19 protein-coding genes are annotated in these 22,218 nt (G+C 71.3%); 12 read left to right on the forward strand and 7 right to left on the reverse strand.

Features of this window, described 5'->3' with window-relative positions:
- Nucleotides 1–86 precede the first annotated feature (86 nt).
- From ACZ6TD_RS06190 to ACZ6TD_RS06210, 5 genes are all read left to right on the forward strand, one after another.
- A complete protein-coding gene (locus ACZ6TD_RS06190; protein ID WP_471351431.1) occupies nt 87–1,343 on the forward strand; it encodes a cellulase-like family protein in 1,257 nt (418 codons plus the stop codon).
- 142 nt (nt 1,344–1,485) lie between these two features.
- The gene (locus ACZ6TD_RS06195; protein WP_471351433.1) at nt 1,486–2,868 is read left to right on the forward strand and encodes an MFS transporter; all 1,383 of its coding nucleotides are present in this window, start codon (nt 1,486–1,488) and stop codon (nt 2,866–2,868) included.
- Nucleotides 2,859–4,031 carry an anhydro-N-acetylmuramic acid kinase gene (locus tag ACZ6TD_RS06200; RefSeq protein ID WP_471351434.1) on the forward strand — a complete coding sequence of 391 codons (1,173 nt, stop codon included), beginning with the start codon at nt 2,859–2,861 and terminating at the stop codon, nt 4,029–4,031. The genes ACZ6TD_RS06195 and ACZ6TD_RS06200 overlap by 10 nt, the downstream gene beginning before the upstream one ends.
- Before the next feature lie 193 nt (nt 4,032–4,224).
- Nucleotides 4,225–6,207 carry a hypothetical protein gene (locus ACZ6TD_RS06205; protein ID WP_471351436.1) on the forward strand — a complete coding sequence of 661 codons (1,983 nt, stop codon included), beginning with the start codon at nt 4,225–4,227 and terminating at the stop codon, nt 6,205–6,207.
- Between the two features lie 5 nt (nt 6,208–6,212).
- Nucleotides 6,213–7,685: an ABC transporter substrate-binding protein gene (locus tag ACZ6TD_RS06210; RefSeq protein WP_471351437.1), complete on the forward strand. Its 1,473-nt coding sequence runs from the start codon at nt 6,213–6,215 to the stop codon at nt 7,683–7,685.
- Nucleotides 7,686–7,689: 4 nt separating this feature from the next.
- On the opposite strand, the gene dnaK is transcribed toward ACZ6TD_RS06210, so the two are convergent.
- The 4 genes from dnaK to ACZ6TD_RS06230 form a co-directional block, all read right to left on the reverse strand.
- Nucleotides 7,690–9,579, reverse strand: coding sequence for a molecular chaperone DnaK (dnaK, locus tag ACZ6TD_RS06215; protein WP_471351439.1), 1,890 nt, complete (start codon nt 9,577–9,579; stop codon nt 7,690–7,692).
- Nucleotides 9,580–9,662: 83 nt separating this feature from the next.
- Nucleotides 9,663–11,066: a Si-specific NAD(P)(+) transhydrogenase gene (gene sthA, locus ACZ6TD_RS06220; protein ID WP_471351441.1), complete on the reverse strand. Its 1,404-nt coding sequence runs from the start codon at nt 11,064–11,066 to the stop codon at nt 9,663–9,665.
- An 85-nt stretch (nt 11,067–11,151) separates the two neighbouring features.
- The gene (locus ACZ6TD_RS06225; protein WP_471351443.1) at nt 11,152–11,880 is read right to left on the reverse strand and encodes a YoaK family protein; all 729 of its coding nucleotides are present in this window, start codon (nt 11,878–11,880) and stop codon (nt 11,152–11,154) included.
- A gap of 117 nt (nt 11,881–11,997) precedes the next feature.
- A complete protein-coding gene (locus ACZ6TD_RS06230; RefSeq protein ID WP_471351444.1) occupies nt 11,998–12,627 on the reverse strand; it encodes a CGNR zinc finger domain-containing protein in 630 nt (209 codons plus the stop codon).
- 55 nt (nt 12,628–12,682) lie between these two features.
- Here ACZ6TD_RS06230 and ACZ6TD_RS06235 point away from each other — a divergent pair, with 55 nt between their 5' ends.
- On the forward strand, nt 12,683–13,651 hold the full coding sequence (locus ACZ6TD_RS06235; protein WP_471351446.1) for a ketopantoate reductase family protein: 969 nt from the start codon (nt 12,683–12,685) through the stop codon (nt 13,649–13,651).
- On the opposite strand, the gene ACZ6TD_RS06240 is transcribed toward ACZ6TD_RS06235, so the two are convergent.
- Entirely contained in the window at nt 13,623–14,087 is a 465-nt protein-coding gene (locus ACZ6TD_RS06240; protein ID WP_471351447.1) for a DUF2000 domain-containing protein, read from the reverse strand. The two genes, ACZ6TD_RS06235 and ACZ6TD_RS06240, sit on opposite strands and share 29 nt — an antisense overlap.
- Before the next feature lie 99 nt (nt 14,088–14,186).
- On the opposite strand from ACZ6TD_RS06240, the gene ACZ6TD_RS06245 reads away from it, so the two are divergent.
- Complete coding sequence (locus ACZ6TD_RS06245; RefSeq protein WP_471351448.1) at nt 14,187–14,681, forward strand: Lrp/AsnC family transcriptional regulator; 495 nt, start codon at nt 14,187–14,189, stop codon at nt 14,679–14,681.
- A gap of 93 nt (nt 14,682–14,774) precedes the next feature.
- Here ACZ6TD_RS06245 and ACZ6TD_RS06250 read toward each other — a convergent pair whose 3' ends face one another.
- Together ACZ6TD_RS06250 and ACZ6TD_RS06255 are read right to left on the reverse strand one after the other, a co-directional pair.
- On the reverse strand, nt 14,775–16,202 hold the full coding sequence (locus ACZ6TD_RS06250; protein WP_471351450.1) for a purine-cytosine permease family protein: 1,428 nt from the start codon (nt 16,200–16,202) through the stop codon (nt 14,775–14,777).
- An 81-nt stretch (nt 16,203–16,283) separates the two neighbouring features.
- Nucleotides 16,284–17,201 carry a flavin reductase gene (locus ACZ6TD_RS06255; RefSeq protein ID WP_471351451.1) on the reverse strand — a complete coding sequence of 306 codons (918 nt, stop codon included), beginning with the start codon at nt 17,199–17,201 and terminating at the stop codon, nt 16,284–16,286.
- Nucleotides 17,202–17,421: 220 nt separating this feature from the next.
- Here ACZ6TD_RS06255 and ACZ6TD_RS06260 point away from each other — a divergent pair, with 220 nt between their 5' ends.
- The 5 genes from ACZ6TD_RS06260 to ACZ6TD_RS06280 are packed head-to-tail and all read left to right on the forward strand — an operon-like array spanning nt 17,422 to nt 22,124.
- Complete coding sequence (locus ACZ6TD_RS06260) at nt 17,422–18,561, forward strand: LLM class flavin-dependent oxidoreductase (protein WP_471351453.1); 1,140 nt, start codon at nt 17,422–17,424, stop codon at nt 18,559–18,561.
- The gene (locus tag ACZ6TD_RS06265; protein ID WP_471351454.1) at nt 18,554–19,165 is read left to right on the forward strand and encodes an amino acid synthesis family protein; all 612 of its coding nucleotides are present in this window, start codon (nt 18,554–18,556) and stop codon (nt 19,163–19,165) included. Before ACZ6TD_RS06260 ends, ACZ6TD_RS06265 begins: the two co-directional genes overlap by 8 nt.
- Nucleotides 19,162–19,713: an amino acid synthesis family protein gene (locus ACZ6TD_RS06270; RefSeq protein WP_020866230.1), complete on the forward strand. Its 552-nt coding sequence runs from the start codon at nt 19,162–19,164 to the stop codon at nt 19,711–19,713. Before ACZ6TD_RS06265 ends, ACZ6TD_RS06270 begins: the two co-directional genes overlap by 4 nt.
- A gap of 16 nt (nt 19,714–19,729) precedes the next feature.
- Nucleotides 19,730–20,659 carry an alpha/beta fold hydrolase gene (locus ACZ6TD_RS06275; RefSeq protein WP_471351457.1) on the forward strand — a complete coding sequence of 310 codons (930 nt, stop codon included), beginning with the start codon at nt 19,730–19,732 and terminating at the stop codon, nt 20,657–20,659.
- Complete coding sequence (locus ACZ6TD_RS06280; protein WP_471351459.1) at nt 20,637–22,124, forward strand: aldehyde dehydrogenase; 1,488 nt, start codon at nt 20,637–20,639, stop codon at nt 22,122–22,124. The genes ACZ6TD_RS06275 and ACZ6TD_RS06280 overlap by 23 nt, the downstream gene beginning before the upstream one ends.
- Nucleotides 22,125–22,218: the final 94 nt, after the last annotated feature.

Consider the following 22,218-nt stretch of genomic DNA (forward strand, 5'->3'; position numbering starts at 1 on the left):
ATCTTGACAGCCCGTTGGCACCCCCGGACGATGAACCGATCTCTCGTCTTTGTCACCGCCGAGCCGCCGACCGCGGGGAGCCCCCTGTGACGCTGTCGCCGCATCTGCCCGACAAACTGACCATCTCGCTGTGGGACTTCAGCTGGTACACCCGCACCGGCCCGGATGAGCCGTTCGCCGATCTCGACCGCGCCTTCGAGGAGGCCGTGACGCGCGGCTACAACACGGTGCGCATCTGCGCCATGCCGTTCCTGCTCTTCGGCTCCCGGCTGGACACGACCAAGCTGCGGCCGTCGGCACTGGGCGGCGCGTACGGGCAGCGGATGCGCTGGTACGACCTGGGCGGCGGGGGCGAGATCGACGGACGGGCGTGGCTGCGCGAGCTGTTCGAGGCGGCCCTGCGCCATGACTGCTTCGTCATCCTCTCCAGTTGGGAGTACCAGCAGAGCCCGTCGTTCGGCGAGGACCGCGCCTGGTTCGACGCGCTGATGGCCGTCGATCCCGAGCGGCGCGCCGAGGCGCTCGCGGACGCGCTGGCCGATCTGATCGACTTCCTGGTGATCCACGGTCTGGACGACCGGATCGCCTTCACCGAGCTGCACAACGAGGTCCAGGGCAGCCGGCTCACCGAAGGGCTGGAGGGCCAGGACAAGGTCGTCGCCCTGCGGCCGCGGCTGGAGCGGGGGATCGCCCGGTTCAAGGAGCGCCACCCCAACCGGCCGGTCACGGTCAACTACGCCAAGGTGCCGGTCGGTTCGCTGCGCGGGGTCCCCCGCGAGGTGGATGTGGCGGTCTTCCACCCCTATGTCTACGGGGTGCTGGACGAGCTGCTGACCACCTTCGCCATCCGCGACCGGGCCCGCCCCTTCCCCCAGGAGGCGGTCCGCCGGGAGCTGCTGCGCCCCGGCGCCCCCGATCTGGCCGACTGGGCTCCTCCGCCCGGCGATCGCTGGCGGCTGGAGGCCACCACGGTCGGTCCCCGGGAGATCTACGTCCACGACTGGTGCGACCCCGGGCGCTGGGACGCCTGGCTGTACGACCGCTACGCCGTGCACCGGCTGGCGATGGACCAGCGGCTGGTCACCTGGATCGAGGCGGCCGCGGACTGGGCCGCCGGAAGCGGGGTCCCGCTGGTCTTCGGCGAGGGCTGGATCGGCTACACCCCGCTGCACGGGACCTTCGAGGAGGGCCCGGTGGGGGCCGCGTTCTGCCGCCGCGCCGTCGAGGAGTCGGCGCGGGTGGGCGCGTGGGGCGCGGTGGTGTGCTCCAACGCGGCGCCCCAGCACCCGATGTGGCAGGACATCGCGCTCCAGCGGGAGTGCAACGCGGTGCTGCGCGGCTGACACGGCCGACCAGCACATCGGGGCGTACGGGAGCTGCTCAGACCTCGAGCGCCGCTGGGGCCCCACTCGCACCGGTAACCGCGCTCCCTGACGGGTACGGACATCACATCCCCCTGGCGGTGACGGCTGAAAGGGCCCGGATGTGACGACGTCCCCAACGGATCCCAGCGAGCGCCTTGCCGGGCGGGCCCCGCGCCGTGCGCTGGTGGCCGGTTCGGTCGGCAACTTCATCGAGTGGTACGAGTTCGGTGTCTACGGCTTCTTCGCGACGATCATCGCCGCGAACTTCTTCACCCCCGACGGCGGCAGCGAGCTCGAGGGCCTGGTCAAGACCTACGCCTCCTTCGGGATCGCCTTCTTCTTCCGCCCCATCGGCGCCGCCGTCTTCGGCCGGGTCGGCGACCGGATCGGGCGCCGGCCCACGCTGATCCTGGTGCTGCTGCTGATGACCGGCGCCACGACGCTCATCGGAGCGCTGCCCACGTACGACACGCTGGGCGCGGCCGCGCCCTGGCTGCTCACCCTTTTGCGGATCGTCCAAGGTCTGTCCGCGGGCGGGGAGTTCGGCGGTGCGGTGGCGATCATGACGGAGTTCGCTCCGCCGGGCCGGCGCGGGCTGTACGGGGCGTGGCAGTCGTTCACCGTGGCGCTGGGGCTGCTGGCCGGGGCCGGGGTGGCGGCGGTGCTGGCCACCGTGATGAGCGAGGCTTCGCTGGGCGACTGGGGGTGGCGGCTGCCGTTCCTGCTGACCCTGCCGATCGGGCTGGTCGCCCTGTGGCTGCGGCTGAGGCTGGAGGAGACCCCGTTCTTCCGCGTGGCGGCGGACGGGGACACCAGCACAGCATCAGCCGCCGGGCCGGAGCGGGTGGCGGACCCGCGTGAGGTGGCCGGGGCCATCGTCATGGGGGCCGCGCGCATCATGGGCTGGGCGGCGGCCGGTTACACCTTCCTGGTCGTCATGCCCTCGTATCTCCAGGCCACCTTGAACGCCACCTTCCAGCAGGCGCTGGTCGCCACCGTGGTGGCCAACGCGGGTTTCGCGCTCTCCATCCTCCCGGCGGGGCTGCTCAGCGACCGGATCGGGCGGCGGCCGGTGATGCTGACCGGGGCCGCGCTGGTGGTGGTGCTGGCCTTCCCGCTGCTCAATGTCCTGCAGGAGCCGGGCATTTCGGCATGGGGTCAAGGGGCGGCGGTCTTCGTGGCGGGCGTGGTGGTGGGCCTGATGGCGGGGCCCGGTCCGGCCATGCTCGCCGAGATGTTCCCGACCCGGGTCCGCTACACGGGTCTGGGACTGGCGTACGCGCTGTCCAACGCCGTGTTCTCCGGATGCGCGGGGCTCATCATCACCGAGGTGATCAAGCACACCGGCGAGGTCGACATCCCGGCCTACTACGTGGCGGTGACCTGCGCCGTCAGCGTGGTCGCCCTGTTCACCCTGCGCGGGGAGAACCACCGCGGCGCGCTGCCCGACGCGGCGCGGGCCACGACGGCGGCCGAGCGGGAGGAGGAGACATCATGCGGGTGATCGGTCTGATGTCGGGCACGTCCCATGACGCGGTGGACGCCGCGGCAGCCGATCTGGTGCTCGACGGAGACACCGTGGTGCTGGCGCCCCTGGGGCTGGTCAGCGCGGCGTATCCGGAGGCGCTGCGGTCGGCGCTGAGCGCCGCGCTGCCCCCGGCGGCCACCACCATGCGGGACGTGTGCGCGCTCGACACCCGGATCGGCCAGGCGTTCGCCGCGCTCGCCGTCCGCGCCGACCGGGAGCTGTGCGAGGGGCGTACGGACCTCATCGGCTCCCACGGCCAGACGGTGTACCACTGGGCCGAGGGCGGGCGGGTGCACGGGACGCTCCAGCTCGGCCGGCCCGCCTGGATCGCCGAGGCCACCGGCTGCCCGGTGGTCTCCGATCTGCGCACCCGCGATGTGGCCGCGGGCGGCCAGGGCGCTCCCCTGGTCAGCCTGGTGGACGCCCTGTGGCTGCGCGGGCGGCCCGGTGTGTGTGCCGCCCTGAACCTGGGCGGGATCGCCAACATCACGGCGGTCGCCGGCGCCGGCGATCCGGTGGCCTTCGACACCGGCCCGGCGAACGCGCTCATCGACGCGGCGGTCGGCGATCTGACGGGCGGCCGGCTGGACCATGACGCGGACGGCGCCATGGCGGCGCGCGGCACCGTCCACGAGCCGCTGCTGGAGCGGCTGCTCGCCGAGCCGTACTATGCGCTGCCCGCGCCGAAGACCACCGGCAAGGAGCTGTTCCACGCGCCCTATCTGCGGGCGGCCCTGGCCGCCACGGGCCCGGTGCCGGACGATGACGTGGTCGCCACCGTCACCGAGCTGACGGCCCGGACGGTGGCCGACGCGGTGCGGTCGGTGCATGCCACCGAGGTGATCGCCTCGGGCGGCGGCACCCGCAACCCCACCCTGATGGGGGCGCTGCGCCGGGAGCTGGGTCCCATCGCGCTGCGGACCTCCGATGACCTCGGCCTTCCGGCGGCGGCCAAGGAGGCGTACGCCTTCGCCGTCCTCGCCTTCCTGACCGCCCATGGGCTGGCCGGTACGGTGCCGAGCTGCACCGGCGCCCGCCATGCCAGCGTGCTGGGGTCGATCACCCCGGGGCGCCGCGGCCTCGGCCTGCCCGCGCCGGGGCGGCCCGCGCCCACCCGGCTGGAGATCTTCCGCCGCTGAGCCGGGGGCGCTGGGCAGGGGGCGCTGAGCAGGGGGCGGCGCCTGGCGCCCGGTCGAACCCAACGCGGGGAAAGGGATGTCGGCGCCGCCCGTAGTCGGAGTACGTTGGGGAAAGGCCCGCTATCGAAGGGGTGAATGTGGGTAAAGGACCCCTAGTTGCCGACGGGGGGCCTGAACGGGGGGACGGGGGCACGTGGCGGAATCCGGAATGGGTGTGGGCTTAAGAGGCCGCAGCGGGATCATCAGCCTGGTCGGGGAGTGTCTCAGGCTGGAACCCACGGCCGAGCGGCCGGTGATCATGCTGTTGGGGCCGCGCGGCAGTGGGGCCAGCGACGCTCATGGCGCGCTGATGGAGCAGTTGGGCCCCGAGACGCCGTTCGCGTATGTCAATCTCGGCGGTGAGCAGTCCCTGCTGCCGCGGTACGCCCTGGCGCTGCTCGCGCGCCAGCTGGAGCGCAAGCTGCCGCGCTACCGCCGCTCGCACTTCCCGCGGCTGACGCTCGGTCTGCTCGCCTCGGACCATCAGCTGCGGATGACGAGCCTGGCGGAGGGGCGGCGCAACATCCGGCGGGAGCTGGACGCGTTCCAGGAGCAGGCGGAGGCGCGCTACGGCGACTATCTCGCCGCCTTCTTCGAGGTGGCCGGAGGCGCCGTGGGCGCTCCCGACGGCGCCTCCACGGCGGCGCTCGCGCTGCTGCGGGACGCGCTGCGGCGCGGCCGGAGGCGGCTGCCGGGCCGCAAGTTCACCAGCAGCGCGGCCTGGTACGGCGGCCATCCGCTGCTGCAGAGCCGGGATCCGTGGGAGGCGCTGGTCGAGCTCAACCTGTGGCGCCACGACGGGGACGAGGACGATCAGGAGCGGCTGGACCGGGTGCTGTTCTCGGCCCTGCTCGAGGACATGCGCGGCAATGTCCGCCACTCGTTCATGCCCCGCTCGTATCTGCTGCTGCTCGACAACTCCCATACCGAGTACGGCCGTCGCTTCCTCGATCTGCTGATCCGGGCCCGCCATGACGACGCCGTGGTGGCGGGCGCCGACTGCGATCCGCTCACCGTCGTGGCGAGCTCCAACCGGTGGCTGCCCCGCTGGGGCCCGGCCACCGGCGATCAGTGGCCGTGGCGGCTGCGCGGCCCGGACCGGGCCTCCCTGGCGGACTGGAGCGAGCACCGGCCGGGCCGGGACAGCGATGACACCTGGTGGTATCCGCTGCGGCTGCGCGACCTCAATCTGGACGAGGTGCGCATCCGGATCGAGCTGGAGCTGCGCCACCACCCCGACCTCGCGCCGTTCACCCGGCTCGCGCCCTTCGTCCACCGGCTGACCGCGGGGCTCCCCCGGGCGGTCAGCCTGGTCCTGGAGCTGCTCCGGCACTCGTCCGTGCCCGTCGAGGACGGTGCCGAGCAGGACCGCTGGCTGCGCACCCTGCCGGACCGTACGCCGCGGGAGGGCGAGGACACCCGGACGCTGGCGGAGGCCGCGCTGGACCATCTGCTGCGCGGTTTCGACCCCGCGCGGCGGGCGGCGCTGGAGGAGTGCGCCGCGGCGCGCGACCTGTCCATCGGCACCCGGCTGCTGGGCTCGGGCGACTCGCTGTTCGGCGAGGTCCGCGCCCGCTGGCTGCTGGACAGCCCGGGCACGATGACCCCGGCCCTCCACCCCTGGCTGCGGCGGCTGTTGCTGTGGCGGCTGGCCGGGCGTCCGGACGACTGGGACGCGGTGCACGAACTGCTGGCCGAGCACTTCAGGTCCGAGGGCCGCCCGGTCCAGGAGATGTACCACCGGCTGGCGGCGGAGCGGATCGACGAGGTGACCGGGTATCTGGTGGAGCGCTTCCCGGCAGTGCCCGCGGCGCAGTGGATAGCTGAGTTCAACACCATCACGGCCGCCCCCAACCGGCTGGGCCAGGCCGGCGGACCGCTGGAGCTGCTCGCCGACCTCGCCCCGGACGAGCCCCCGGAGGCGGTCACCACCGCCTCGGTGATCCGGGAGCTGATCACGGTGCGCTGGGTGTGGAGCGATCCGCTCGCCGACCCCGGGATGCGGCTGAACGACATGATCGCCGACGGTTTCAACCAGCTCTCACGACTGCGGAGGAACGACATCGTGGCCCTGTTCAACGAGGCGGAGCGGTACCGCCACTGGCGCCATCCGCTGACGCGCGCGGGCGAGGGGTGAGACCGGTGCCGAGACTGGAATGGCCGCTGCACATCGTGCGCCGAGTGGTGATCGGCGTGATCGTCGTCGCCGTGCTCGCGGTGGCGGTCCCGCTCACCGTGAACTGGTTCGAGGAGAAGCGGGCGCGGTGCGGCGACGGCGTCGTCAAGATGGGCGACGACCGCGAGTGCGTGGGCGTCACCGACGGCTCGTACGTTTTCGCCGGACATCTGAAGCGCGTGGAGGAGAAGATCAAGGAGGAGAACGACCAGGTGGAGAGGAACGCCGGCAAGGAGCAGTACGTCAGCGTCGCCTATATGACCTCCTTCACGCTGACTCACGACGACAGCAACTCCGAGGAGTCGGTCCGGCACGAGTTGGAGGGGGCGTATCTGGCACAGGTCCGGCACAACCGCGGAGACCTCTCCTCCTCCCCCAAGATCAAGCTGCTGATCGCCAATATGGGCAGCAGCGCGGCCCACTGGGAACACACCGTCGACGAGCTGATCGACCGGAAGACCTCAGGCGACAAGCTGGTAGCGGTCACCGGGCTCGGCCCCAGCGACACTCAGAATCTCGACGCGCTGAGGAAGCTGTCCAAGAACGGTCTCGCCCTGGTCGCCAGCACCATGACGGCCACCAACTTCCAGGGCATCAAGGGATTCGTCCGGGTTTCCCCGACCAATGTGGACGAGGCGTACGCCGCCGCCGCCTATCTGAAGAAGGAAAAGGTCAGGACGGCGGTGGTGGTCCAGGACGACTCGGCGGAAAATGACTACGCCAAGACGCTGGGTGACGCCTTCACCAAGGTCTTCCAGGACATGAAGGGCCACCGGCTGGTGGCGGACCGGATGCCCTATGACTCCTCGGTGCCCGGCACCTGGCAGAACGAGCTGGGCATCATGCCGGGGCAGCTGTGCGACCAGAAGCCGCAGGCGGTCTTCTTCGCGGGCCGCGGCAAGCACCTCACCCGGTTCCTGGACGCGATCGCCAACCGGCCCTGTCAGGAGCGGCAGTTCATGGTGATCACCGGTGACGACACCTCCAACCTCACCGCCGAGGACCTCGCCCACGCCGCCGAGAACAAGGTGCGGGTTCTCTACACGGGTCTGGCGCACCCCGATATGTGGAAAGAGGACTCCCACTCCGTCTCCGGTCCCTCGTCCCGCCACTTCCAGCCGGGCGGGTCGCTGGACGAGTGGTTCCCCGACGACCAGCGCCAGGACGGCCAGGCCATCATGGCGCATGACGCGGTGCTCACCGCCGCCCAGGGCATCCAGATGGCGGCGCTGGGCAAGGTGACCGGGGAATCGGTGGCGCGGATGTTCCACCATATGAACACGCGTCAGCAGGTGCCGGGGGCGAGCGGGTTCATCTCGTTCGAGAACGACGGCAATCCGCGCAACAAGGCGATTCCCATCCTGCGCCTCACCGCCAAGGGGCAGGCGGAACTCGTGGAGGTCTCGGCGCCGCGGGGCGAGCCGGCCAGGAAGCGGTGACGGGTCAGCCGGTGCCGTCCTTGGGCTTCTCGTCGTCGACGATCTCCGCGTCCACGACGTCCTCCTCGGACGGGTGGCCCTGGCTCCCGCCGTCCCCAGGGGCGCCGGAGCCACTCGCTCCGCCGCCCTCGGACGGGGAGGACGGCTGGGCCTGGGCGTAGATCGCGGTGCCGATCTTCTGCCCGACGGCGGCGGTGCGCTCGGTGGCCTCGCGGATCGCGTTGGTGTCCTCGCCCTCGAGCGCCCTCTTCAGATCCGCGACCGCCGCCTCGGCCTCCTGCCGGACGTCCCCGGGCACCTTGTCGGCCTGGTCCCGCAGCAGCCTCTCGGTCTGGTAGACGAGCGACTCGGCCTGGTTGCGGGTCTCGGCGGCCTCGCGGCGCCTGTGGTCCTCCTCCGCGTAACTCTCGGCCTCGCGCATCATGCGGTCGATGTCGTCCTTCGGCAGCGCGGAGCCACCGGTGACGGTCATCCGCTGCTCCCGGCCGGTGCCGAGGTCCTTGGCGGAGACATGCATGATGCCGTTGGCGTCGATGTCGAAGGCCACCTCGATCTGCGGCACCCCGCGCGGCGCGGGCGGCAGTCCGGTCAGCTCGAACATCCCGAGCTTCTTGTTGTACGCGGCCATCTCGCGCTCGCCCTGGAAGACCTGGATCTGCACCGACGGCTGGTTGTCCTCGGCCGTGGTGAAGACCTCCGAGCGCTTGGTCGGGATCGTGGTGTTCCGCTCGATCAGCTTGGTCATGATGCCGCCCTTGGTCTCGATGCCGAGGGACAGCGGGGTGACATCCAGCAGCAGCACGTCCTTGACCTCGCCCTTGAGGACACCGGCCTGGAGGGAGGCGCCGATCGCCACGACCTCGTCCGGGTTGACGCCCTTGTGCGGCTCCTTGCCGGTCAGCTCCTTGACCAGGCCGGTCACGGCGGGCATCCGGGTGGAGCCGCCGACCAGGATCACATGGTCGATGTCGGACGTCTTGATCCCGGCGTCCTTGATCGCCTGGTGGAAGGGGGCCTTGCAGCGCTCCAGGAGGTCCTCGGTCAGCTGCTGGAACTGCGAGCGGGTGAGCTTCTCGTCCAGGTGCAGCGGGCCCTGGTCGGACGCGGTGATGTACGGCAGGTTGATCGTGGTCTCGCTGGCCGCGGAGAGCTCGATCTTGGCCTTCTCGGACGCCTCGCGCAGCCGCTGGACCGCCATCTTGTCCTGGGCCAGATCGACGCCGTAACCGTTCTTGAATCGGGAGACCAGATGGTCCACGATCCGCTGGTCCCAGTCGTCCCCGCCGAGGTGGGTGTCGCCGTTGGTGGCCTTGACCTCCACCACCCCCTCGCCGATCTCCAGCAGCGAGACGTCGAAGGTGCCGCCGCCGAGGTCGAAGACGAGGATGGTCTGGTCGTTCTCCTTGTCCAGCCCGTACGCCAGGGCTGCGGCCGTCGGCTCGTTGATGATCCGCAGCACCTTCAGCCCGGCGATCTCGCCCGCCTCCTTGGTGGCGGTGCGCTGGGAGTCGTTGAAGTACGCGGGGACGGTGATCACGGCGTCGGTGACGTCCTCGCCGAGGTACGCCTCGCCGTCGCGCTTGAGCTTCTGGAGCACCCGCGCGGAGATCTCCTGCGCGGTGTAGCGCTTGCCGTCCACATCGCCGGTGGCCGGGAACCGCCACCGGTCCTCGCCCATGTGGCGCTTGACCGATCGCGCGGTGCGCTCCACGTTCGTCACCGCCTGGCGCTTGGCGACCTCCCCGACCAGCACCTCGCCGTTCTTGGCGAAGGCCACCACCGAGGGGGTGGTCCGGGTGCCCTCGGTGTTGGTGATGACGGTCGGCTCGCCGCCCTCCAGGACCGATACGACCGAGTTCGTCGTACCCAGGTCAATACCGACTGCGCGAGTCATCTCAGCCCTCCTCCCGATCTGTCTCCCAGTATCCCAAAAGGGATATTCGGGAGTGGGGTGCGGAGGAGGGCGGGGGCCGGGGGTCAGTCCCGCAGGTGGTCGACCTCGCGCATCTTGTTGGTGGCGTCGAGCGCGGCGACCTTGTAGGACTCGGCGAAGGTCGGATAGTTGAACACCGCGTCCACCAGATAGTCGACGGTGCCGCCGCAGCCCATCACCGCCTGGCCGATGTGGATCAGCTCGGTGGCGCCGGTACCGAAGCAGTGCACCCCGAGCAGCCGCCGGTCCTCCGGGGAGACCAGCAGTTTCAGCATGCCGTGGGCGTCGCCGACGATCTGGCCCCGGGCCAGCTCGCGATAGCGCGAGACCCCGACCTCGAAGGGCACCTTCTCGTCCGTGAGCTGGTCCTCGGTGCGGCCGATGAAGCTGATCTCGGGGATGCTGTAGATCCCGATCGGCTGGAGGTGGTGGATCGGGTTCACCGGCTCCTCGCACGCGTGGTACGCCGCGCTCCGCCCCTGCTCCATGGAGGTCGCGGCCAGAGCCGGGAAGCCGATGACATCGCCGACGGCGTAGATGTGCGGCACGGCGGTGCGGTAGTGCTCGTCGACCGAGATCCGGCCCCGCCGGTCGGCGGTGAGCCCGGCCTTGGCGAGGTCCAGCGCGTCGGTGAGCCCCTGGCGTCCCGCGGAGTACATCACCGCGTCGGCGGGGATCTTCTTACCGCTCTCCAGGATGGTCAGGGCGCCCCGCGGATGGCGCTCGACGGCTGCCACGGTCTCGCCGAAGCGGAAGGTGACGGCCAGGTCGCGCAGCCGGTACTTCAGCGCCTCGACGATCTCGACGTCGCAGAAGTCCAGCATCCCCTCGCGCTGCTCGACCACGGTGACCTTGCTGCCCAGGGCGGCGAACATCGAGGCGTACTCGATGCCGATCACCCCGGCGCCCACGATGACCATGGAGCGCGGCACCCGCTCCATGTTGAGGACGCTGTCGGAGTCCATGATCGTCCGTTCGTCGAACTCCACGCTCGCGGGACGGGCCGGGCGGGTGCCGGTGGCGATCACGATGTGCCGGGCGGTGAGCAGCTGCTCCTGGCCGGTGGCGTCCGTGACGGCCACGGTGTGGTCGTCCACGAACCGCCCGGTGCCGGAGAACATCGCGACCCGGTTGCGGGAGAGCTGGTTGCGGACGACGTCCACCTCACGGCCGACCACATGCTGGGTGCGGGCCGTCAGGTCGGCGACGGTGATCTCCTCCTTGAGCCGGTAGCTCTGGCCGTAGAGATCCCGCTGGGTCAGTCCGGTGAGATAGAGCACCGCCTCGCGCAGGGTCTTGGACGGAACGGTTCCGGTATGCAGGGAGACCCCGCCCACCATCTCCTTACGGTCGACGACGGCTACCCGGCGACCGAGCTTCGCGGCTGCGATGGCAGCCTTCTGGCCACCCGGCCCGGATCCGATCACAAGCATGTCAAAGTCGGTCACGGGCCGAGTCTGACATCGGATGACGCCCCGCTGGAAGAGTGAATCACCGGTCAACCCACCCCGGCGCGGGCCGACTTGGGGCGGGCTACTCGGGATGGGGCCAGAGATGGCCCTGGGCATCCCGGGCCAGGGAGGTCAGGGACGCCAGCAGAACGAGGCCGACCAGCCCGGTCGGCAGGGCGGGCGCGGCCCGCGCGGCGTGGGCCACCAGCAGCCCGCCGGCCGCGGCGCCCACCACCAGGCCGCCCAGCAGCGCGATGCTGAGCCGGCGCACCGTTCCGCTGCGTACCGCGTCGACCAGCACCCCGGTCAGGGTGCCGGTGAGATAGGTGGTGGAGAAGCCGGGCGGCCCGACGGCGCGCACCAGACCGCTCTGGCCTCCCATGGCGAGCGCGGCCACCGCCAGCAGTCCGAGCTGCCGGCCACCGGCGGGGTGGCCGTCGGCGGACGCCCACACCGCCCAGAGCCCGCCGAGCGCGAGCAGTTCCACCGTGAGCGCGCACCGGGCCCGCAGGGCCGGCCGGGAGCCGCGGACGATGCGGCCGCTGACCAGCGCGCCCAGGATGTATCCGCCCATGGCGACCGCGGAGTCCCGGGCGAGGGCCGCGTCCAGGGACGCGGTGGACATGCCGAGCAGGGAGAGGTTGGCGGTCATGACGCTGGTGAAGACGCCACCCAGGGCCAGAAAGCTGATCGCGTCCATCGCCCCGGTCGCCACGGTCAGCGCGACGGCGGCCACCGCTCCCCCGGAACCGCAGGCCCGGCCCGGGTGTCGTGCTTTCGGTGCGGGGTCGGTGTCGCTCTCTTCGGCCATCGGCAACCCTCCGGCCACCTCGGGTGCCCCGGGCGGCCCACCGGAAACAGCGGCCCTGGGAGCGCCGGGGCTTCAGGACCCGGCCGATGCGCCCGACTCGGCCGAAGCGCCTGGGCGTCAGGACCCGGTCGGTGCGGCGGATGCCTGCCGCTGCCGGTGCTTCGCGGCCTTGGCGCTGTTGCCGCACAGCCGCATGGAGCACCACCGGCGCCTTCTGCCCGGTGTGGGGTCGAGGTAGATCATGGTGCACAGCGAGGAGTCGCAGGCCCGCAGCGCCCCGCGCCGCTCCGGGTCCCCGAGCACCGCGATGAGGTCGCGGACGACGACCGACCGCAGCTCCCGCCCGGTCAGCGGACGATCGGCGCCGTCCACTTCGACCCCGGTACCGGTGGCCCTCAGCAGCGGCTGCGGCGGGGCGGTGCGGGCCTGGTCGTTGAGCAGCGCCACGGACTCGGCGGCCGGGGCCCGGCCGTGGACGACCGCCGCCACCACGTCGTACGCCGCCTCGCGCAGCGTCCGCAGCTCGGTGAGGAGCTCCACGGTGACGGCCTCGTCGTGGAGCCGCAGCCCGACGCCGTCGCACCACTCCCGCAGCCGGTCGAGGGTGCCGAGGCGCTCGATCGGGGTGCTGCCGCGCCGCCCGAGGGACGCGACGAGGTTCAGGGCGAGGCTGCCCGCGTCGAAGCGCAGTGCCCGTAGCCGAGCGGTGACCCGCGGCCGCGGGACCTGCTCCGTCGAGGAATCCATGCGCATATAGTAACCGCCTGAAGGGTTACTAAGTGGCTGAGGACGAGGGGACATCATGCGGATCGCGATCATCGGCGCGGGCGGCGTCGGCGGATATTTCGGCGCGCGGCTCGCCGCCGCGGGGGACGAGGTCACCTTCGTGGCCCGGGGCCGCCATCTCGCGGCGATCCGGGAGAAGGGGCTGACGGTGCGCAGCCCGCTGGGGGATCTGCGGGTGCCGTCCGAGGCGGTCGTGCCGACGGTCTCCGACCTCGAGGCCCCGGACCTCGTCATGGTGGCGGTGAAGCTGTGGGACACCGAGGACGTCGCCCGGCAGCTGGCACCTCTCGCCGAGAGCGGCGCCGCCGTCGTGTCGTTCCAGAACGGGGTCCAGAAGGACACGGTGCTGCGGAACCACCTGCCCGCGGGATCCGTCCTCGGCGGGGTCGGCTACATCTCGGCGTTCATCGAGGAGCCGGGGGTGGTGGTGCACAACGGCACCCTGCAGCGGCTGGTGTTCGGGGAGTACGACCGCGAGGAGTCCCCGCGCGCCCGCCACTTCCTCGACCGCTGCCTCGCGGCCGGTGTCGACGCGGAGATCAGCGGGGACATCGAGCGCACCATCTGGGAGAAGTTCGTCTTCCTGGTGGGCCTTTCCGGGACGACGTCGGCGGTGCGGCAGCCGATCGGGATGGTCCGCGGGAATCCGGGGTCACGGGACCTGCTGCGTGACGTGATGCACGAGGTGGTCGCCGTGGGCCGGGCCAAGGGGGTGGACCTCGACCCCGGTTTCGCCGACGACCGGCTCGCCTTCTGCGACACGCTGCCCGCCACCATGACGTCCTCGATGCACAACGACCTCCTGCACGGCAACCGCCTCGAACTGAGCTGGCTCAGCGGGGCCGTGGCGGAACTCGGCGCCGAGCTGGGGGTCGCCACCCCGCGCAACCGGGCCATCGCCGACATCCTCGCCCCCTACGCGCTGGGCGATCCGGCCGCGACGGGCGGCGCGGAGGTCAGCGCAGCAGCGGGAGCTTCCCGATGAGCCTGCTCACCTTGTTCCGCGGGCCGACGAGGCTGACCGCGAGGTAGTCGAGATCCTCGGTCTTGGTGCCGGCCAGGCTGTCGAGGTACTCGTCGTAGACCCGTGAGGTCTGGGCCTGCCCGGGCATGTCGACGAGGAACAGATCGTCCTTCTCGGCGGCCTTGGCCCGCAGCTCGCGCAGCGCCGCCGGGCCGGCGGCCAGGATCGAGCAGCCGGCCCACGGCAGCCCCGGGTGGCCGGCGCCGGAGCCGTCCCTGCCGTCCGGCCCCAGCAGCTCCGGCATCGCCCGGCCGACGGCGGCGGCCATGCAGGCGGCCGCGTTCACCGCCCGGCCCGCGGGCAGCTCCTCGTCCACGACGATCACCCACTTCAGCTTCGCCTGCCGGGTGGACTGATCGGTGCGTACATCCTCGTCGGACAGCTGGGGAACGGACACGAGCGCTACTCCTTGTCGATGGCTAATGTGGTGGACGGTACCCATCCATCCGAGCCGGAGCACGGCTCGCCGAATTTCCTCAGGCAAGGGAGCGCTTTCGTGGAACTTGATGCACTCGACCGTGCTCTTCTGCGGGAGCTGCAGAACGATGCACGCCGGACCAATCGCGAGCTGGCCCTGCGCACGGGCGTCTCGCCGTCGACCTCGCTGGAGCGGGTCCGGGCGCTGCGGGAGCGCGGCATCATCAGCGGCTATCACGCCGCCGTCGACCTGGAGGCGGTCGGCCGCCCCGTGCAGGCGCTGATCTCGGTGCGGATCCGCCCGCCGTCCCGGCCGGTCATCGAGGGGTTCCGGGAATGGGCCGCCCAGCTACCGGAGACCATCGGGCTGTTCGTCACCTCCGGCGCCCATGACTTCCTCATCCATGTGGCAGTGCCGGACACCAATGGGCTGTACGCGTTCGTCATCGACCGCCTCACCGAGCGCCGTGAGGTGGCGGATGTGCAGAGCACGATGGTGTACGAACACGCCCAGTCGCGCTGTATCGACCCCGCCCCCGCCGAGCGCCCCGCACCCTCCCGCCGGAGGCGGTAGCGGGGAGGGGCCGGTGGTGCGGGGTACCGCCGAAGGGCGGGCGGTGTCGCCGTTCGCGACACCGCCCGCCCCAGTTCATTGACGCCCGTCCCGTCAGGAGCCCGCCACCGCCGCCGTCTTCTCCGGCCGCGGCTCGGCCGTGGCGGCGGCGTCCCGCGTCCACAGCGGCCGCAGCCGGTAGGTCAGCAGATAGAGCACCGCCGAGGCGCCCGCCGCGACGAACATGCTCAGATCGCCCGCGTGCGGATACGCCGAGGCGAACGCCCCGGTGTAGAGGTCGGACTGCCAGAACGGCACCGAGGCCAGCACCCCGCCGACCCAGGCGACGAAGCCCCAGGAGAGCACCCGTCCGCGGTCGTACAGCTCGGCGATCCGGCTGGGGTCGGAGCGGCCGCCCAGGTGGTAGTCGAGCAGCAGCACGGTGGCGAACGGCGCGATGAAGTACGCGGTGAGGTTGAGGAACACCGAGAACTTGTCCTCGGTCCCGGAGTGCCCCCACAGGCTGATCACATACGCCAGCGCACAGATGAGGGTGACGGCCTGGGTCCGGGTGACCGGCACCTTCAGCGTCTGGACGGAGATCGCGCCGCCGTAGACGTTGAGGAAGTTCTGCGCGAGCGCCGAGAGTCCGATCGCGATCAGGGCGGGGACGGCGAACGGCCCGGTCAACTGATGCAGGGCGGTGATGGAGTCGGTGCTGGTGGCGTTGGAGCCGAGGAGCACGCCGAGGATGCCGAGCCAGCAGATGGTGACGAAGTTGCCGAGCCCGGTGTACCAGGCGGTGCGCTTGACCACGCGTGGCGAGTCGGGCAGATAGCGCGAGTAGTCCGAGGCGAACGGCGCCCAGGCGACGAGGAAGGAGAGGAACCAGCCGCCGAAGGTGATCCAGCCGCCGGTGGAGCCGACGTAGTCCGCCGCCTTCGGATCGGCGTCGAAGGTGCCCGCGCCCCGCACCAGGGCCACCACCGTGATCATCACGAACAGCGGGGTGAGGACGTAGGTCAGCACCCGCTGCAGGAAATTGATCATGTTGTAGCCGTAGATGGACACCACCAGCTCGACCAGGGTGAGCGCCAACCCGCAGACCCAGAAGGGCAGATGGGTCAGCTCGGCGATGGCCTTGCCGCCGAGGATCACGGTCACGGCGGCCCAGCCGACCCCGGCGAACACATTGATGTACGCCACCGGCAGGAAGTTGCCGAAGAAGCCGAGCGGACCCCGCGCCTGGATCTGCTGGGGCACCCCCAGCCGTACGCCCATCCGGGACATCACGGCCATCAGCAGCGAGCCGAGACCCGCGCCGACCACGATGGCCGCGACGGCGGCGCCGAAGCTGAGGCCGAGCCCGACCGCGCTGAACCCGAGCAGGATGATGGGGAAGTTGAGACCGGCGGCGAACCAGACGAAGAACTGCGAACTGGGCTTGCCGTGCCGCTCGTTGTCGGGGATGTGGTCGACCCCGAAGGGCTCCACCTTGGTGACCGCGCTGCCGTACACCGGCGCCGTGTCGTCGTGGGTCATGGGCGTGCTCCTGGGACGGGAGGGGTGGGCGTCAGGGGGTGGCGGGGGGCCGGTGGCGCCGCGGATCGGGGTGGCGGTGTCTCACCACGGCAGCGGCGCGGTGTGGGAGATGTCGAAGAAACCGCCGCCGCTGTAGACCAGCGGGGCCAGCTCCTCATGGCGGGCGGACACCACCCGGCCGGTGAAGACGGTGTGGCTGCCGGCCTCCAGCCGCTCGCCGATCTCCACTTCGAGCTGGGCGCAGGACCGGTCGATCAGCGGAACGCCGAACTCACCGGGGGTCCAGGACAGCCCGGCGAACTTGTCGTCCGCCTTGGAGGCGAAGGTCTTGGCCACATCGAGCTGGCCGGCGGCGAGGATGTTGATCCCCAGATGGCTCGCCCGGTGCAGCGCGGGATGGGTCGTGGAGGTGCGCTGCACGCAGACCAGCACCATCGGCGGATCCAGTGAGATGCTGGCGAACGCGTTCACCGCGAGCCCCCGGGGCTTGCCGTCGTCGTCGCAGGTCACGACGGTGACACCGGTGATGAACTTGCGGTGCACGCCACGGACCACATCGGCGTCGACGGCCGCCTGCTGGGTGGTGGTGACGATCCCGAGCGCCTCCAGCAACTGGCGCGGGTCCCAGGTCACCCACTCCTCGCTGACCACACCGTGGGCGAAGCGGGTGAAGGTGGCGCCGGAGACCTCGACCGGCCTGCCGGTGGCCGGGACCCCGAGGAAGTCGCCGGTGTGACTGCCGGTGCTGCGCCAGCGGATCGCCAGCGATTCGCCGTCCTCGACGATCTCCTCGATCTCGGTGCGGAGATCGGGAAATGCCCGGCGGATGGCGCGGATGGACTCCTTGAACTGCTCTCGGTCCTGGGGGGCCGCGGCGGGCCCGCGACGGCGTACATAGGCGGGGCCGAGCAACTGGTCGAGCGCGTCGACCTCGCCCCGGTCCCAGACCGCCTGCCAGGTGGAGCGGATGCGGGCGGTGCGGTCAAGAGTGTGCGTCATGACGTCTTCCCTCAGTCAGCTCTTGTATGGCAGAGGACCGTAGAAAGGCCGTCGGCGACTGTCAACACCTTGGGACAGATGAGCCGAGAAAGTTCCGAGCGCTCACTAAAGGCACAGGTCAAGGTTGTTTTCCTGGCGTTGACCCTTGACGGCCCCGATACGGACTCCTAGCCTCCCTGCCATGGCACAGCGTGAGCCGGAAGAACAGGACGGACGCTGCATGCGCTTTTCGATATTCCACAACCTGGGTGCCCCGGGCCGTCTCGGCGAGTACGCCGACGTCATGAACGAGGCCCGGGAGTTCGCGGTCACCGCGGACCGGGCGGGCTTCTGGTCCACCTGGTACACCGAACACCACTTCGGGCACGAGGCGATCGAGATCACCCCGAACCCGGTGCTGATGGGGGCGGACATCGCCGCCCGTACCGAACACATCCGGATCGGCCAGGCGGCCTCGATCGCCACCTTCTGGCATCCGCTGCGGCTCGCCGAGGACATCGCGATGCTCGACCAGCTCTCGGGGGGCCGGGTCGAGGTCGGCCTCGGCCGGGGGCTGTACGGCCGCGAGGCGCTCAACCTCAACGCCCTGGCCGACCCGCGCGACCAGGAGCAGAACCGCGCCCTGTACGACGAGACCGTGGAGGTGCTGCGCAAGGCGTGGAGCGGCGAATTCTTCTCGCACCGGGGCCGGTTCTACGAGTTCCCCGCCCCCGGGGTGAAGTGGAACCACCCCCTCTCCCCCGCCACACCGGAGTACACCGACGCCGGTGTCATCACCAGGATGCAGGTCACGCCGTATCCGCTGCAGCGGCCGCACCCTCCGCTGTGGCAGGTGATCGACAGCCCCCGCTCGATCAAGTCCGCCGCGGCCGACGGTGTCCAAGGGCTCTTCTGGCTGCCTCCGGTCTCCGCGCTCAAGGAGCGGTTCGAGCTCTACCGGGACACCGCGAGCCAGGCGTCCGGGCGTGAGTACGCGCTGGGCGAGGGCATCGGCCTGGTGCGCGATGTGTATGTCGCCGACACCATGGAGCAGGCCCGCGCCGAGTTCGAAGAGGCGCTGATGACCACCTACCGGTGGATCATGCACTGGCGGGGGCTGTCCAACCTCATGGAGGCCGGCGAGGAGCTCTCGGGCGCCCACGAGCTGTCCTTCGACTTCCTCCAGGGGCGCAATCTGCTGGTCGGCACCCCCGAGTACGTCTCGGAGAAGATCGCTGAACTGCGCGACGAGGTGGGCCTGGAGCACCTGCTGCTGTGGACCACCCACCCCGGTCTGCCGCACCGCAACGCGATGCGCAGCCTGGAGCTGTTCGCCGAGAAGGTCATGCCGCGGTTCACCACCGGTGGCGGTCATGGCTGAGGCACTGCTGCGCAAGGTCGTCACCGTCGCCGATGAGCTGCTGCTGGAGCTCGGCCGCCCGGTCGCGGCACCGGTGCGCCGGGTCGCGGCGGCCGCGGTGATCAGCAATCCCTGGGCCGGCGGCGGCTTCGTCGCCGACCTGGGGCCCGAGGTCGAGCGGATCGCACCGGGGCTGGCCCGGCTGCTCACCGACCGGATCAGCGAGGCGCTGGGCGGGGTCGACCGGATCGAGTCCTTCGGCAAGGCCGCGATCGTGGGTCTGGACGGGGAGATCGAGCACGGCGGCGCGCTGATCCACACCCCGTTCTTCGGCAATGTCTTCCGCGAGCTGACCGAGGGCACCTCGATCATCGTCTTCAGCGACGACCGGCTTCCGGCCGGTGAGCCGCTGACCGTGCCGCTGTGGCACAAGACCGCGGCCGCGACCCGCTCGCACTACCAGACCTGCCAGATCCGCATCCCCGACGCGCCCCGCCCGGACGAGATCGTCGTCATCGCGGCCGGGGCGTCCGGCCCCCGCCCGAACGCCCGGATCGGGGACCGCGCCACCGACCCCCTCATCCGCCTCGCCGATCTGGACGACGACCTGGAGACCGTGACGTGAACATCCGCAAGATCATCACCTTCACCGAGGACATCCACAGCGAGGGCGGCCGCCCGGTGGACCCGCCCGCCCGTACGGCCGTGGTGCTCGCCGTCATCGAGAACCCCTGGGCGGGTCAGGGCTTCGTGGCGGATCTGCTGCCGGGGATCGACGAGGTGGCGCCGAAGCTGGGCGAGCTGCTGGCGCCGCGCGTGGTCGAGGCGCTGGGCGCGCCGGTGGAGGCGTACGGGAAGGCCGCGATCGTGGGTCTGGACGGGGAGGTCGAGCACGGCTCCGCGCTGATCCACACCCTCAAGTTCGGCGACCACTTCCGCCGCGCGGCGAACGCCACCACGCTGCTCCCCGCCGTGGAGAAGCGCGCCGCCGCGGGCACGGTCTTCGACATCCCGCTCAAGCACATCACCGACGCCACCATCCGCTCGCACCACCAGAGCATCGAGGTCCGGGTGGCGGACGGGCCACGCGCCGACGAGATCGTCGTCGGGCTCGCGGCGGCCGCCCAGGGCCGTCCCCAGGCCCGGCTGGCGCCGCTGTCGACGGAGCGGTGAGCAGGCGGTGAGTGACATGGGCAGGCCCGACGCGGATGCGCGGGCGCGCGTCCCTGCCTCCCGGGCCGGTGCCCCGGTGGCGCTGAGCCACGAAGCGCACGGCGACGGCCCGGAGCTGGTGCTGCTGCACGGCGTCGGCCTCGACCGCCGCATGTGGGACCGGTGCCTCCCGGCCCTCGCGGCCCGGCACCGGGTGACGCTGGTCGATCTGCGCGGCCACGGCGCCTCCCCGGCCGCGGCGGCCGGGGTGTCGCTCGCCGAGCTGGCCGCCGATGTCGGGGCGCTGCTGAGCGGCCCCACGCATGTGGTCGGCTTCTCGCTCGGCGCCCTGGTCGCCCAGCGGCTGGGCCTGGACCGGCCGGAGCTCACCGCCTCGCTCACCCTGGTCAGCTCGGTCGCGGGCCGGTCGGAGGAGGAGCGGGCGGCGGTGGCCCGCCGCCAGGAGCTGGCCGCCCAGGACTTCGGGGCGTCCGCGTGGGCGGCGGTCGACCGTTGGTTCTCGCCCGCCTGGCGGGCCCAGGACCCCGAGCTGGCGCGGCAGGTGCTCGATACGCTGCTGGCCAACGACCGGGCCTCCTACCTGGCGTGTTACCGGGTCTTCGCGACCGCCGACACCGGGCTGTGGCGGTGGCTGCCCCGGATCGCCGCGCCCACCGTGGCGGTGACCGGCGAGCGGGACCCCGGCTCGACCCCGGCCATGTCGCACCGGCTGGCCGAGCGGATCCCCGGCGCCCGGGCGGTGATCGTGCCCGGCGCCCGCCACCTGCTGCCGCTGGAGTGCCCCGAGGAACTCGCCGACGTGATCCTCACCCACACCGGAGCCCACGGACGCCGCACCGGAAGCCACGGAAGCCACAGCGGAACCCACGGAAGCCATACCGGAACCCACCCCGGAATCCCCACCGGACAGGAGTCCCACGCTCATGAACCCCCTGCCGCGCCATGACCACTACATCGCGGGCGAGTGGACCGCCCCCGCCGACGGCGGCTACTTCGCGAGCGTCAACCCGGCCACCGGCGAGCCCTGGTACGAGGCGGCGCGCGGCACCGCCGCCGATGTGGACCGTGCGGTGGGCGCCGCCCGCACCGCCTTCGCGGATCCGCGCTGGCGCGATCTGAGCCAGACCCGGCGCGGTCGGCTGCTGCGGAACCTGGGCGATCTGATCGGTGAGCACGCGGAGCGGCTGGCCCGTACCGAGACCCTCGACAACGGCAAGCTGCTGCGCGAGATGCGGGCCCAACTCGCCGGACTGCCGGAGTACTTCTTCTACTACGCGGGACTCGCGGACAAGATCCAGGGCGAGGTGATCCCCGGGGCGAGCCGCGAGCTGCTCAACTACACCCTGCGCGAACCGGTGGGCGTGGTCGGCGCCATCACCCCCTGGAACTCCCCGCTGCTGCTCACCACCACCAAGCTGGCCCCGGCCCTGGCCGCGGGGAACACGGTGGTGGTCAAGCCCTCGGAACACACGTCTGCCTCGCTGCTGGCGCTCGCACCGCTCTTCGAGGAGGCGGGGTTCCCGCCGGGGGTGGTCAACGTGGTCACCGGGTACGGCCCGGAGGCGGGCGGGCCGCTGACCGAGCACGACGGCGTGTCCAAGGTGACCTTCACCGGCTCCAGCGGGACCGGCCGCCGGATCGCCCGCACCTGCGCCGACCGGCTGATCGGCTGCACCCTGGAGCTGGGCGGGAAGTCGCCCAACATCATCTTCCCGGACGCCGACCTGGGCTCGGCCGCCATGGGCGTGATCGCGGGCATCTTCGCGGCCGCCGGCCAGACCTGTGTGGCGGGCAGCCGGGTGCTGGTGCACCGGGAGGTGTACGACGAGATCCTGGAGCGGGTGACGGCGCGGGCGGCCACGATCCGCATCGGCGATCCGCTGGCGGAGACCACCGAGCTCGGCCCGCTCGCCATCGCCGAGCAGCTGGAGAAGGTCGAGTCGTACGTCGAGCTGGGGCAGGCCGAGGGCGGAAAGGTGGTCTGCGGCGGCCGGCGGCCCAAGACCGGTCTCGACGGGTACTTCTACTCCCCCACCGTCTTCACCGGCACCGACAACGGGATGCGGATCTGCCAGGAGGAGATCTTCGGGCCGGTCGCGACCGTCATGCCCTTCGGCTCCGAGGAGGAGGCCCTGGCGATCGCCAACGACTCCGCGTACGGCCTGGCGGCGGGCGTGTGGACCCGGGATGTGAACCGGGTGCACCGGATGGCCGCGCGGCTGGAGGCCGGGACGGTGTGGGCCAACACCTATCGCTCGATGTCGCCGATGTCGCCCCGGGCCGGGTTCAAGACCAGCGGGATGGGGACCGAGCACGGCACGGAGGTGATCCGGGAGTACACCCGGCTGAAGAGCGTCTGGATCAACACCAGTGAGGAGCCCGCCGGGGATCCCTTCATTCTGAGGTCCTGAGGTCCTGAGGTCCTGAGGTCCTGAGGTCAGGCGGTCCTGAGGTCCCCGGCCCCTGGACCGAGGAAGGGTTGTTGTATGGCACAGCACACCTGCG

It is taken from the genome of Streptomyces yongxingensis, assembly GCF_055597465.1.